The organism is Gaetbulibacter aquiaggeris (assembly GCF_044003965.1).
Lineage (GTDB): Bacteria > Bacteroidota > Bacteroidia > Flavobacteriales > Flavobacteriaceae > Yeosuana > Yeosuana aquiaggeris.
The window spans coordinates 757,926-771,163 of the sequence record NZ_JBAWKC010000001.1 but is presented as its reverse complement, the minus strand read 5'-3'; the positions used below and the strand labels follow the sequence as shown (position 1 = coordinate 771,163).

At 32.9% G+C, this 13,238-nt stretch carries 15 protein-coding genes; 11 read left to right on the top strand and 4 right to left on the bottom strand.

Annotated elements, in window-relative coordinates; genetic code table 11:
* Positions 1-4: 4 nt before the first annotated feature.
* The 10 genes from V8G56_RS03225 to V8G56_RS03180 all read left to right on the top strand — a co-directional run bounded on the left by V8G56_RS03225 (position 5) and on the right by V8G56_RS03180 (position 8,854).
* The gene (locus V8G56_RS03225) at positions 5-277 is read left to right on the top strand and encodes a hypothetical protein (protein WP_395437019.1); all 273 of its coding nucleotides are present in this window, start codon (positions 5-7) and stop codon (positions 275-277) included.
* Positions 278-299: 22 nt separating this feature from the next.
* Complete coding sequence (locus tag V8G56_RS03220) at positions 300-1,277, top strand: 4Fe-4S dicluster domain-containing protein (protein WP_395437018.1); 978 nt, start codon at positions 300-302, stop codon at positions 1,275-1,277.
* The gene (gene nrfD / locus V8G56_RS03215; RefSeq protein WP_395437017.1) at positions 1,274-2,590 is read left to right on the top strand and encodes an NrfD/PsrC family molybdoenzyme membrane anchor subunit; all 1,317 of its coding nucleotides are present in this window, start codon (positions 1,274-1,276) and stop codon (positions 2,588-2,590) included. Before V8G56_RS03220 ends, nrfD (V8G56_RS03215) begins: the two co-directional genes overlap by 4 nt.
* Complete coding sequence (locus V8G56_RS03210) at positions 2,587-3,462, top strand: hypothetical protein (protein ID WP_395437016.1); 876 nt, start codon at positions 2,587-2,589, stop codon at positions 3,460-3,462. Before nrfD (V8G56_RS03215) ends, V8G56_RS03210 begins: the two co-directional genes overlap by 4 nt.
* A 15-nt stretch (positions 3,463-3,477) precedes the next feature.
* Positions 3,478-3,876, top strand: coding sequence for a c-type cytochrome (locus V8G56_RS03205; RefSeq protein ID WP_395437015.1), 399 nt, complete (start codon positions 3,478-3,480; stop codon positions 3,874-3,876).
* Positions 3,877-4,190: 314 nt separating this feature from the next.
* Positions 4,191-4,931 (top strand): c-type cytochrome, encoded by a 741-nt coding sequence (locus tag V8G56_RS03200; protein WP_395437014.1) that lies wholly within the window; start codon positions 4,191-4,193, stop codon positions 4,929-4,931.
* Between the two features lie 262 nt (positions 4,932-5,193).
* Positions 5,194-6,177 carry a 4Fe-4S dicluster domain-containing protein gene (locus V8G56_RS03195; RefSeq protein ID WP_395437013.1) on the top strand — a complete coding sequence of 328 codons (984 nt, stop codon included), beginning with the start codon at positions 5,194-5,196 and terminating at the stop codon, positions 6,175-6,177.
* A 19-nt stretch (positions 6,178-6,196) separates the two neighbouring features.
* Positions 6,197-7,534 carry an NrfD/PsrC family molybdoenzyme membrane anchor subunit gene (nrfD, locus tag V8G56_RS03190; protein ID WP_395437012.1) on the top strand — a complete coding sequence of 446 codons (1,338 nt, stop codon included), beginning with the start codon at positions 6,197-6,199 and terminating at the stop codon, positions 7,532-7,534.
* Between the two features lie 6 nt (positions 7,535-7,540).
* On the top strand, positions 7,541-8,437 hold the full coding sequence (locus V8G56_RS03185; RefSeq protein WP_395437011.1) for a hypothetical protein: 897 nt from the start codon (positions 7,541-7,543) through the stop codon (positions 8,435-8,437).
* 18 nt (positions 8,438-8,455) lie between these two features.
* Complete coding sequence (locus tag V8G56_RS03180; RefSeq protein WP_395437010.1) at positions 8,456-8,854, top strand: c-type cytochrome; 399 nt, start codon at positions 8,456-8,458, stop codon at positions 8,852-8,854.
* 112 nt (positions 8,855-8,966) lie between these two features.
* Here V8G56_RS03180 and nrfD (V8G56_RS03175) read toward each other — a convergent pair whose 3' ends face one another.
* The 4 genes from nrfD (V8G56_RS03175) to V8G56_RS03160 are packed head-to-tail and all read right to left on the bottom strand — an operon-like array spanning position 8,967 to position 11,616.
* Positions 8,967-10,163: an NrfD/PsrC family molybdoenzyme membrane anchor subunit gene (gene nrfD, locus V8G56_RS03175; protein ID WP_395437009.1), complete on the bottom strand. Its 1,197-nt coding sequence runs from the start codon at positions 10,161-10,163 to the stop codon at positions 8,967-8,969.
* 2 nt (positions 10,164-10,165) lie between these two features.
* Positions 10,166-10,942, bottom strand: coding sequence for a 4Fe-4S dicluster domain-containing protein (locus tag V8G56_RS03170; RefSeq protein ID WP_395437008.1), 777 nt, complete (start codon positions 10,940-10,942; stop codon positions 10,166-10,168).
* Entirely contained in the window at positions 10,924-11,376 is a 453-nt protein-coding gene (locus V8G56_RS03165) for a hypothetical protein (protein WP_395437007.1), read from the bottom strand. The genes V8G56_RS03170 and V8G56_RS03165 overlap by 19 nt, the downstream gene beginning before the upstream one ends.
* Before the next feature lie 45 nt (positions 11,377-11,421).
* Positions 11,422-11,616, bottom strand: a complete 195-nt coding sequence (locus V8G56_RS03160; RefSeq protein ID WP_395437006.1) for a hypothetical protein — start codon at positions 11,614-11,616, stop codon at positions 11,422-11,424.
* Between the two features lie 376 nt (positions 11,617-11,992).
* Between V8G56_RS03160 and V8G56_RS03155 the strand changes: the two genes are divergently transcribed.
* A complete protein-coding gene (locus V8G56_RS03155) occupies positions 11,993-13,210 on the top strand; it encodes a glutamyl-tRNA reductase (protein ID WP_395437005.1) in 1,218 nt (405 codons plus the stop codon).
* Positions 13,211-13,238 lie beyond the last annotated feature (28 nt).

Sequence of the window (13,238 nt, the reverse complement as noted above, 5' to 3'; positions counted from 1 at the left end):
TAACATGAAAGACCAACCATCTAGAAAAGAGGAAAAAATATCAAGAAGAAGCATATTACCATTACTAGGAAGCGGATTACTTATTCCCTTCCTAGGATTTGGTAAAACAGAAGATGCTATTGATACTACAACAGCAGAAGATGAGGAGTATAAAATCTTATTAAAGCCAGACGGTACCACCGTTAAAGTTAAGGCAAGTGCCATAAAAAACTCAAAAGTTATTAAGAAAAACGTATCAAACGCATCGTTTCTTTCATGGCTAAATAAAAAATTATAATTCCTGTTAACCACCAATAAATATGGAAGATAACAACAAAAATTCAAGACGTAAATTTCTTGATAAAGGACTCAAATTGGGCCTTGCCACCGCCATTGGCGGGATGGCCATTTCAAAAATTTCCAAATTAAATGCAAAGTCAAACACCAATACCGGTGAATTTGTAGAATTAATGACTACAGATGGCACTTTGATCCAAGTGGATGCATCAGAAGTTGTTGAAGTTGTTGAGACTTGTGATACTGATAAAAAATACAATGTTAGGGAAGGCATGCCTAACAGAAAATTTGTAATGGTTATAGATTTAGCCAAATGCAAAAATGCTTTAAAATGTCAGACTGCTTGTAACAAGCATCACTATATAACAGGTGAGCATGCTTGGCTTAAGGTATATCAAATGCAGGAAGATGAAGATACGGCACCTTACTGGATGCCAACTACCTGTATGCATTGTGATCATCCTGCCTGTGTGACCGTTTGCCCGGTTGACGCTACTTTTAAACGCAGAGACGGATTGGTGTTAATTGATAATGAACGTTGTATTGGTTGTCGTTTTTGTATGGCGGCGTGCCCATATTCAACACGTGTTTTCAATTGGAGTGAACCCAATCAAGGGAACATGGAAATGGAAATGGAAATGGAAGGAGCTTGTCACTCTTCACCAGAATTTGCAGGTTTACCTAGTGTAAAAGGTACCGTAGATAAGTGTGATTTCTGTCCGCATTCTATAGATAAAGGAGAACTACCACACTGTGTAACTGCGTGTCCAAATGGTGTTTTCTATTTTGGTGACAAGTATGAAGATACCGTTACTAATGGAGACGAAACCGTTCGGTTAAGCAAATTATTAAGAGATAAAAGCGGTTATAGGCTCATGGAAGGCTTAGGTACCAAACCTAGCGTTTACTATTTGCCTCCTGTAAACAGATTAGTCGATTTTGAAGAAGGATTAGAATATTTTACAGAATTTAAATCTGTTGAAAACCCTGAAAAATCATGAAAAATTACGATACTTTATTGAACGATTTAGCGCCACAGAAATTTGGCAGAAAAGGCGTTATTTGGACGACCCTTTTAGTAGTTGTAAGCATTGCTGGAATTATAGCATATATAGATCAAGTCATTCAAGGTCAGGTGGTCACCAACATGAGTGATTATGCTTTATGGGGAGTTTACATCTCAAACTTTGTGTTTTTTGTAGCTACTAGTTTTGTGAGTACCATCACGGTTGCTGTTTTAAGGCTTACAAAGAATGCCTGGAGAACTCCTATTGTTAGAATTGCCGAAATTATTTCTGTAGCCGCTATCATTATGGCTGGACTTACTATCATGATTGATATGGGTAGACCAGACCGGTTGTTGTATTTATTTATTCACGGCAGAATGCAATCGCCAATTATCTGGGATGTTATCATCATTCCAACATTTATGGCCATATCCCTATTATTATTATATTTTCCATTATTACCTGATTTCGCTCTGCTAAAAAAACATTTTAAAAACACAAAACCGAAACTTAGCAAGTGGTATGGAATGTTATCACTTAATTGGACAGGAAGTGATGCTCAAAAATCCATTCATATAAAATCCATTCATTTAATTTCACTATTAATTATTCCAGCAGGTTTTATGCTACAAACCGTTGACGCCTGGTTGTTTTCAACTTTATTTAGAGTGGGTTGGGATAGCACCAATATGGGGGCCTATTTTATTTCAGGAGCCGCTGTTGCAGGTATAGGAGCCCTTATTACCGTTGTATACGTTATTAGAAGAGCTTATAATTTGGAGAATTATATAACTGACTTTCATTTTGATAAATTAGGTAAGTTTTTAGCATTAACCTGTTTAATTTACTTATACTTTAATATCAATGAATATTTAATACCAGAATTTACTTCTAAAAAAGAAGAAATCACCCATTTAAATGTACTGGTTACTGGTGAATATGCTCCTTTATTCTGGTTTGTTATTGTTGGTGGATTAGTGATACCTATCATCGTTTTATTTTTCAAAAAAGGAAGAAGCCCTCTAGCCATATTTTGGGTTAGTATCCTTGTTGTTTTAGGTTCTTGGTGGAAACGTTACCTTATTGTTACCCCAACGTTATTGCATCCCTTTTTACCAATACAAGGTGTTCCAGAAGCTTGGCGCCACTATTTTCCAAGCCTCCATGAATGGTTAATTACGGCTGCAACATTAGCCATGTGCTTGTTGATTATAACCATTTTAGTTAGGTACTTACCTGTCATTCCTATTCAAAGAACAGCTGATGAACAAGAAGAATTAGAAACTGCTAAAAACATTAAATCATGAAAATAACTATAAACTTACGTTTCGTTTTTCTGATAATAATCAGTGGTTATTTCTTAGGTCTTAATGTACAAAATGTCTACTCACAAGATCCTCCGAAAAAAAACACCATCAGGTTAAAAGCAGATTATATAAAAACCATGAACAAAGAAATAGCTTTTAATTTAAGAGCTTCTTCAAAAGTTGATGGATCAAACATAGATGTTGCAAATATTGAACTAACTGTTTTTAATGAATATAATGATGATAGCGTTAAGTTAGGAAGTGCCATTACAGACTCAGAGGGCAAAAGCACATTTGTCGTTAATGACTTGAATCTAATAAAACCAGATTCAACAGGTTTATATAATATATTAGTCTCATTTAAAGGAAATGATGCCTATAAACGGGCCTCAAAAAGTTTAAGCTATAAAGACGCTACTATTGAAGCAAAAATAATTAGCAAAGATAGTGTTAACTATATTACAGCAACTCTGAAAGATACTGCTACAGATAGTGTATTGAGTGATCAGATATTAAATGTACAAGTGCAACGCTTATTCAGACCTTTAAGAATTGGCCCAGAATTTAATAGCACAGATGAGTCTGGCACCATTATTGTACCTATAGAAGAAGGAATACCTGGTGTAGATGGGATGTTAACTTTTGAAGTGGTTCTTAAGGATAATGATGATTACGGAACCGTAAAAGCACAAGTTACCGCACCTCTAGGAGTCCCAGTAGTTGATGAATCAACTTTTGATGAAAGAACTATGTGGTCTCCAAGAAATAAAACTCCCTTATTCTTACTTATAGTTCCTAATTTAATTACTTTAGGAATTTGGGGAATAATTATATATTTAATATTAAATTTAATTAAAATAAAAAAATTATAAACTAAAATTAGAACAATGAAAACAATTAAAATTTTTACAATAGCAGGAGCCTTTGCTTTTATCTTCTTTTCTTTCACTACTATTATGCAAGACAAATGGGTAGTACCTGCAAAATATGTAACAATGAAAAATCCAGTTCCTGCAAAAACAGACGCAGCAATTGGAAAATCATTATATGACAAACATTGCAAATCTTGCCATGGAAAAGAAGGTTACGGAGACGGACCAAAAGCAGATGGTTTAAAAGGTAATTTAGGAGATTTTTCAACAGCAGAATACCATAAACAAACCGATGGTGAGTTATTTTATAAAACTACCTTTGGAAGAGATGATATGCCTGAGTTTGCAAAAAAATTACCAGATGATGAAGACAGATGGTTAATAGTAAACTACATGAGAACTTTAAAAGAATAACTTATTGAATTGATATAATCTTAAAAAAACCGAACCTTTTGTTCGGTTTTTTTTGCTTTAAACAGTGGGCAGCCGACAAGTTCATTTTAGACTTTATTTTTAACAGACAAATAATGACTGTAAGTGCAGTTATTATTAAAAAAACGCTTCCCGTCGTCTGGCTCATAGCAGGCTATAACCTCTTACAACGACGTTTATAGTTTTTATTCTCGATTCATGACATTATAAAGCATAAATCATGTAAGTTATATTAGCAATTGTATAACCGTTACGAACTTAAAATAATTATATTGTAATAAATAAAACTTAGTACAATGAAAAAAACATTCATACTTGGAACACTGCTGGTAATATTTGTTCTTTCCAGTTGTAAAAATAAAGACACACAACCCCAAGAAATAGTGGTTCCTGAAAAAACAAACCCAAAAGTTTTAAAAGAAACAGACACTAGCATTCAGATCAGTCCTTTTAAAAAGGATGTTGAAAAAAATGAAGCTGAAGTATTATCACCTAATAAAAATGTAACAGAAGTCAATAAAACTACTTCAGCACCTGTAAAAGTTGAAACCACAACTAAAACAGTGACTAAGCCCATTATAGAAAAGGAAAATGAAGTAATAACTAAGGCTCCAGTTGTAACAAAAACTGAAACTAAGACTGAGGTCATAATGGATGCCCCAGTTGAAACAAAAACGGAACCTAAAGTTACAGAAGCTCCTACAAATACTGACTCAAATGCTTGGAAGGTACCATCTAAATATGTAACCATGAAAAATCCTATACCGACTAAACAAGATGCGGCTATTGGAAAATCATTATATGATAAACACTGCAAGTCCTGCCATGGAAAAGAAGGTTACGGAGACGGGCCAAAAGCAGCTGATTTAAAAGGTGATTTAGGAGATTTTTCAACAGCAAAATTCCAAAAACAAACGGACGGTGAGTTGTTTTATAAAACGACCTTTGGAAGAGATGATATGCCTGAGTTTACAAAAAAATTACCAGATGATGAAGACCGTTGGTTAATAGTAAACTATATGAGAACTTTAAAATAATAACTTATTATTTTATTTAAAATTGAAAAAAACCGAACATAATGTTCGGTTTTTTTATGCCTATAAGTTTTAATTAATACAATTAACTCTAATAAAAAGGATGAAAACTGTTGTTTTTGTTGTGTAACATATATTACTAGCTACCTCATTAAATTTTTGTATTAATATTTCAATTCACATGACTTTTGTCATAGGAATATCTGTTGTTGCTTTATAATTTTAGGCATCCTTCCAGTAGTACAAATCTCTAGTTTCTTATATTATGAATAATCACGACTCTGAAAAAAGGAGTACTAACAGACGGAAATTCTTAAAATTAGGATTAATGTCCAGTGTTACTGCCCTAGCAGGTACTTCATTAATATCAAATTTTGCTTCTGAAGAAGAAAAAAATCCATCAGGAGAGAAAATAAGACTATTAACTCCAGAAGGAAAAATAGTTGAAGTTGATGCCACTAATATTAACAAATATCCAGAGGCACTCATAACGCCTGAGGAATCCAGAAAGGGAATTCCTGACAGGAAATTTGTAATGGTAATTGATTTAGCCAGATGTAAAAATGCAAGAAAATGCGTTGAAACTTGCCAGAAAGCACATCAATTAGATTACAATCAGGAATTTATGAAAATTCAACTGCTTCAAGACAATGAAAATGTTTCACCTCATTGGTTTCCAAAACCTTGTTTTCACTGTGACGAACCGCCTTGCGTAACGGTATGTCCAACAGGAGCTACTTTTAAAAGAGAAGACGGCATTGTTTTAATTGATAATCAACGATGTATTGGATGTAAATTCTGTATTACCAGTTGCCCTTATTCTGCACGTATTTTTAATTGGGGGCATAAAGATAAATTTGAAAATAAAGAGATTCCTTATTCTCCAGAAACGCAGATCCCAGCGGCAGAAGGAACGGTCATGAAATGCGATTTTTGTCCAGATATGTTAAGACAGGGTAAATTACCGCATTGTGCACAATCCTGCCCAATGGGAGTTATCTATTTTGGAGACAAAAATGAAGATATTGTCACTAACGGCGAAGAAACGGTCAGCTTTTCTGAATTAATTAATAATCGTGGTGGCTACCGCTATTTAGAACATTTAGGAACTAAACCTAATGTGTATTATTTACCGGCTGTGAACAGACAATTCCCTTTAGAACGCGGGTTTGATGTAGATGAAGATATCATTGACAGATATAACAAGGTTCCCTACGTTAAAGATTTAAAAGCACAAGGTAAAATTTAACCTAAAATGACTCTTCATTATGGATACAAATAGTAGAAAAAGAGAATTAGTTAAAGAATTTTCGCCAATGTTAGTAAAATCCAGTTTCCTATCAAATATTTGGATTCTAACGTTGATTGCAATAATAGCAGTTGGCCTGTACGCCTTTTATTTACAGTTAACTCAAGGTCATGAAATTACCGGCATGAGGGATAATGTTGTATGGGGCGTATATATTATAAATTTTATATTTTTTGTAGGTTTAAGCTACTCTGGCGCCTTTATTTCGGGAATATTACATTTTTTTAAAACTCCTTGGAAAAATTCTGTGACAAGAATTGTTGAAATTATAACCATTTTATCAATAATTGTTGGTCCTATTTTTATTTTATTATGTATTGGAAGATTAGATAGATTATATTATCTGTTTCTATATCCAAGAATTCAATCACCCATTACCTGGGATATTATTGCCATAATCACAGATATTTTCGGATGTTTTTTGTATCTGTATTTAACTTTTATTCCTGACTTTGCTATTCTAAGAGATAATACCGATTTAAAGCTTCCTAACTGGAGAAAAAAATTGTATCGGGTCTTAGCAATTAATTATCAGGATACTGAATCACAACGTGAAAGGTTGCACAAAATAACCAGTATTATGTCTAAAATGATAATTGCTATGGCTATAGTAGCCTATACAGTACTTGCATGGATTTTTAGCTTAACACTTCAACCTGGTTGGAACAGTACCATCTTTGCGCCTGATTTTATTTTCTCCGGTCTATACTCAGGTGTAGGCGTTATAATCATAGCCATGTATATCATTAGAAAATATTATAAATTAGAAAAATATATCATTCACTCTCATTTTGTAATGGCTGGCTATGTATTATTAGTACTATCCTTATTATTTGGGTACTTTACATTTAGTGATTACTTTGCAAAATGGTTTAGTCATAAACCGGCAGACATCAGTCTGTTAAACACTTTATTTGGTCATTATTTCTGGCAATTCATTCTCGCTAATTATATAGGCGTTATAGTTCCTTTATTCTTTTTGTCAATTAAAAAAATCAGAACTATCAAATCGATAACTTTTGCCGCTTTAATTGCCGTTTGCGGTTTATGGTTAAACAGGTATTTAGTGGTTGTACCAACTTTAGAAACCCCCTATATCCCTATTCAAGATACCAGACTAGAATTTGTTCATTATAACGCAACTTGGATAGAGTGGTCTTTAAGTTTTGCAGGAATAGCTGCCTTTATATTGTTCTTCCTTTTAATAATGAGATTAGTACCGGTCATTTCTATGTCTGAAATTGTGCAACATGAAAGAGGTTTAGAAACTAAACAAGATCCATCACTTAAAAAATAAAAAATTATGAGAACTAAAATCACACAACATATAGCAATCATAATAGCCATGGGGTTCTTATTTAATTTTCAAAGTTATGCCCAAGAAAACGACGCAGAAAACTACCGAATTCGTTTTGGATTAAGCACAAAAAAACAACCAGATAATTCCCGTGTTTTAGAAGCCAGTTTTATTGGAACCCATAAAAAAGACAGAAAAGACAGGGTGCCAGTTTATAATGCCGATATCAACTTTTATAACGTTACTGAAGATGGTGACCTTCTTTTAGGAACTGTAAAAACGGATCAAGAAGGTACCGCTCAATTAACGATGCCTGGAAATCAAAAGTATATAACTAATGAAGAAGGATATATAAATTTTAAAGCCGTTTTTGATGGTACTGATGACTTAGATGGTGAAGAAAGTGAACTTGCTGTTAAAGATATTTTAATGGAATTGAATTTAGAAGTCATTGATAGTGTCAAGACTGTTATTATAAATGCCTTTACATTAGATAGTATAAACACCAAAATACCTGTTGAAGACGCAGCTATAAAAGTTGCTATTGGTGGTTATCTTTCAAACATGCCCATACAAGAAGGCACTATAGAAGGTGGTGAATTTCAATTTAAATTTCCTGAAAATATCTCAGGAGATAAAAACGGAAATATTGTTGTTATAGCTTCTATTTTAGATAGTGATGAGTTTGGCAATGTTGTGCAGAAAAAAAACATCAATTGGGGCGTTAATAAGAAAATAGAAATTGAATCTCATAAACTATGGTCAAGTGCCGCTCCTATCTGGATGTATATTGTATTGTCAATTTTATTAATTGGTGTTTGGGCCAATTATGTATATAGTATTATAAACCTCATGAATATTAGGAAAGAAGGCAAAGAACTTGATTTAAAAATTAAAAAATAACCATTAAAATTAATTAAAATGAAAACAGTAAAACGAGTAATGATTATTGGCGTAATAAGTTTGGCTCTTTTAGCTTTTACAAAAGTAGAGCAAGACAAATGGGTAGTTCCTGCAAAGTATAAAACTATGAAAAACCCAACAGACGCAAAAGTTGACATATCAATTGGCAAGTCGCTCTACGAAAAACATTGTAAATCTTGTCATGGTAAAGAAGGTTATGGTGACGGTACAAAAGCGGATGGATTGAAAGGTGATTTAGGTGATTTCTCTTCTGAAGAATACCAAAAACAAACCGATGGTGAATTATTCTATAAAACTTCTTTTGGTAGAGATGATATGCCGGAATACACTAAAAAAATACCAAATGATGAAGACCGTTGGTTAATAGTAAATTACATGAGAACCTTGAAAGAATAATTTAATTTATATTTCAAATAAAAAAGCCGAACCATATGGTTCGGCTTTTTTATTTAGTTTATTATACTAACCATACGATTAAATAAACTCATATGAAATAGGCCTTTTATACTTATTCATGGTAAGCTATTTTTTTCCAAGGAGGCATGAGCCATAAAAAAAAGCTTAAAATGAGCAATGGTAAAATTAGCCAAACAGCTGCCATAACAGACCCTTCCATTCCAGAATAAACAGTTTTAAATGATGTAAAGCCACTTAAACTTTTTGAGAATAACTGTCCGCCAATAACCACGTTCCATCTCATAAAGAAAATCCCAACTAACACCATCCCTCCTATTACAAAATAGAAAAATTGCCGTACTCTTTCTGATGGCTTATAAAATTGAAATAGTCCTAATACACTTAATGGAAAAATGGTTCCGAAGCCCACCTGCATAACAAGCAAGGTAATATTCAATTTACCACTTACTAAAACACTAATAATATCAAAGGACTCTTCAGCTTCATAAATTCTATGTATTTGATCTAATGATTCTAATGTAAAATCAATAATTAAAATAAAGAGCAAATACCTGGCTATGGTATCCAAACATTTCATGTCAATATCAACTTTTCTCACCCAACTTACTACCATATAGATCAGCATAACCAATGCCACTCCAGAAACCATGGCTGAAAAAAGAAATATGATAGGCATTAATACGGTTGACCACCAAGGATTAGCCTTTATGGAGCCAAAAATAAAACCAACATAACCGTGTAATAAAAAGGCAGATGGAATACCAATAACGGTAATAAAATATCCCAATCGATCATCCAGTTTCGCAGATTTTTCATCAGTATCATTGATTCCTAAGGTTATTAATTGATAGAATAATTTTTTAAACCCTTTACTGGTTTTAGACCAAATCACAAAATCGCGTCTATAGTCAAACCAAATCTCTAATAGCAACACGGCCATTAAATACCATAGATAAACAAACCCAAAAATAGCCATGGCAGAGGTTGAATTAGGTGTCATAAAAATTTCATAGGATCTAAAAGGATGCTGTAAGTGACTAACCAGCGGCATAGTTGCAACCAGTAAAAAAGCTAAGGCAGTTAAAAGTGCTAATCCATAGGTAGGTTTTAGCACCTTGACATGAAAAACACGTTCAAGAGACGCTAAAATAAAAGCTCCTGCTACTAATCCTGTAATATAAGGATACAGAACAATCATCAATCCCCAATGTAAATCAATTTCATTTGGGTAAATGTAGCCATCTACTTGAGATAAGGCTTGGTATAAATGTTGAAAATGCTCTTCCATAATTATCTGACTTCTGAACTTAATCCGTTATAAAATACTCTAGATTTTGTATTTAGATGAGGCTTTAAGATTTCGGTTGGGTTTTCCTGTAAAAATTTAACCAAGTCACTCTTCTTATCATGCAAATCTCCAAATATGCGCGCATCTGTTGGACACACTTCAACACATGCCGGTTGCAAACCCTCTGAAATTCTGTGATAACAAAAAGTACATTTATCAGCCACTTTAGTAACCGGATTCATAAAACGCGCACCATACGGGCAGGCCTGAATGCAATAGCTACAACCAATACAATAAGAGTCATCTACCAAAACAACACCTTCAGGACTAATATAGGTGGCTCCGACAGGACAGGCCTGAACACAAGGTGCATTTGTACAGTGATTGCATAATTTTGGTACCATAAATGATTTAAAAATATCTTCATCAGGTACTGATTGTTTTAAACCACCAATACCACCATTGGGAGATTCAATTTTAACCTCACCATCATTTTTAACGGTGTATTGTTCAATCCAAGTCCTAAAATAAAAGGGCTCCTTGGGTACATTATTTTCAATTTTACAAGCCTCCGCACATTTTCCGCATCCCACGCATTTTTCAATATCAACTCCCATTCCCCAAAGAGGTAACTTATCCTTGTCTTTAGGATTATCATCGCTATCTGTTTGAGCCATTAACCCAAGTGGCTTCATAATAGAAACCGCAATGGTTCCACCAATTAAAGCTGCAGAAGCCTTAAAAAATTTTCTTCTATTATTTATTCCGTTAGTTCCCATGGTGCATGTGCATTATGACATTCTATACAATTTTGATCTCCTTTATGTTCTTCAATATTTAATTGCGGAACACCTTTATCTATTCTACCTGCGTTCATCTTATGACACTGCGCGCAGAATTCAATAGTACCCTCAACTTTTGGAGGCATAACTTTACATTCTGTGTAAGCATCAATTTTTGGAGGATGACACGATTCACAGCTAATTTCTGAATGTAAATCAGAAAATTGCAAATCATAAATATCTTGATGGCAGGAAGCACATTTTTCTGTCCCCTTATAATATGGAACTCTAGCTTTATTGTCTTCAAGTGAGTTGGCCCTGTAATGACCCAATTTTCCAAAAGAATCTGGAATCACTAATTGCCTAATGGCAATAAAAGCAGTTACAAAAACAATAAAAGACAATAATAATCGAAAAATAATCTTTGACATATTATATAAATTTAAGGTCGTAAAAAAAAATAATTTATTAAACTGTCAATTCTTTTTTACAGGTTTTCTATTCCAAATATTATTAATCAAAATAGCAGGAATAATTGCAAAAATTAATGCTGTAAAAATGGGAACATATTTCATGTTATCTACTCCTAAATACATGTATAAGCCATAGCCCAAAACAAAAACAGCAATAATGAAAATCGTCAGGAAATTTTTTTTAGTTGAGTGAGTCATAATTTATGATTTTAAGATTAATAAAAAACACATTACAACTTGGGGGTACTATTTAAAAGCAAGAACTACTTTGTACTGATAATCCAAACTAACAAAACTTCGTAACAAAAAGCATGACAAAAGTCATGTTTTTGAAAAATCAATCCAATGTTTTTAATTTAAGCCTTAATTAAGGCATTATCAGATAATTAAAACCCGTTTTTTAGTCTTTAATTTTTGATTAATATTCAGTAATATTATTTAAATAATTAAATATGTAACATATGTTACAAAACATGATAAATGTCATTATCTATCTAATGTTGCGTTACTACCTTTGAATAATTATTGCATCCATTGCTATAGTTTTTTGAAGATTTTTGAGCTAAAGACCATTATGAATAAATCATACCGCTACATAAGTATTTCCCATAAAACGGCTAATACTAAAGAACGAGAAAAATATCATATTTCTGAAGAAGAAAAAGAGCAATTAAGCAATGTTTTAAGTACTTCCTTTAAGGATATTACAGGCTTGTTTATATTGGCTACTTGCAATAGAACAGAAATTTATTTTGAATCTGTTTCTACAAAGTCAATTACTATTATTGATTTCTTAATTGACTTTAAATCCATAAAAAATACAGCTTCTGAAAAATCTTTGTTCCTGTCAAGTGATGATACTGAATTGTCTATAAAACATCTGTTAGAAGTTTCTTCTGGTTTAGAATCACTTGTTTTTGGTGATGCTGAAATTATTTCACAGATTAAAAAGGCACATCAGTTTTCAATGGCTCATAAATTACAAGGATCATTACTTGAAAGATCCTTACAAGCTGTTTTTAAAACTCATAAACGTATTAGTAATGAAACCGATTTTAGAGATGGCACGACCTCTGTAGCTTACAAATCTTTAAAGGTCATCAGACAGTCTTTTGATAAAGACCTAGTGAAATCAGTAAATATTTTATTTATCGGCGCCGGTGATATCGTAAAACAATTATTTAAATACAATTCAAAGTTCAACTACAATAACATATACATTAGCAACCGAAGTGAGGAAAAGGCTATTATTTTATCACAAACCAACAACTGTAAAACCTATCCCTGGGCAAATGTGATTTCAAATAATTTTGACGATTTTGATGTGATTATTAGTGCGGCGAGCAACTGTCCTAATTTAATCAAAAACATATCTAATGTTGATAAAAAAATATTGCTAATAGATCTTGCTGTTCCATGCAATATTGAAAAAACGTTAGCTCAAAATAACAAAATAATCTTCCATGATTTAGATTCTATTTCTGTGGAGTTAGAAGAAACCAAAGAGCACCGCTTAGCGGCGACTGATCAGGTTAACCTCATCATTTCAGAAGAGATTGAGGCTTATAAAGAATGGCTTGAAGGAGCGCCTTTAAGAGCGCTTTTAGCAGAGTTGAAAATATCTATAAACAATAAGGTTAAAACGTATTTTGAAACCAAAATAGAAGAGCCAAATATTAAATTAGTCACTAACCAAGTTATGAAAAAAGTAATGGCTAATCATGAATTCTCAATAGATTCAATTGACTTAGACGAATTAATTTCAGAAGAGATTGCTTCATTAAATGCTTAATTTTAATTCTTTTTAATAAGAGAATTTA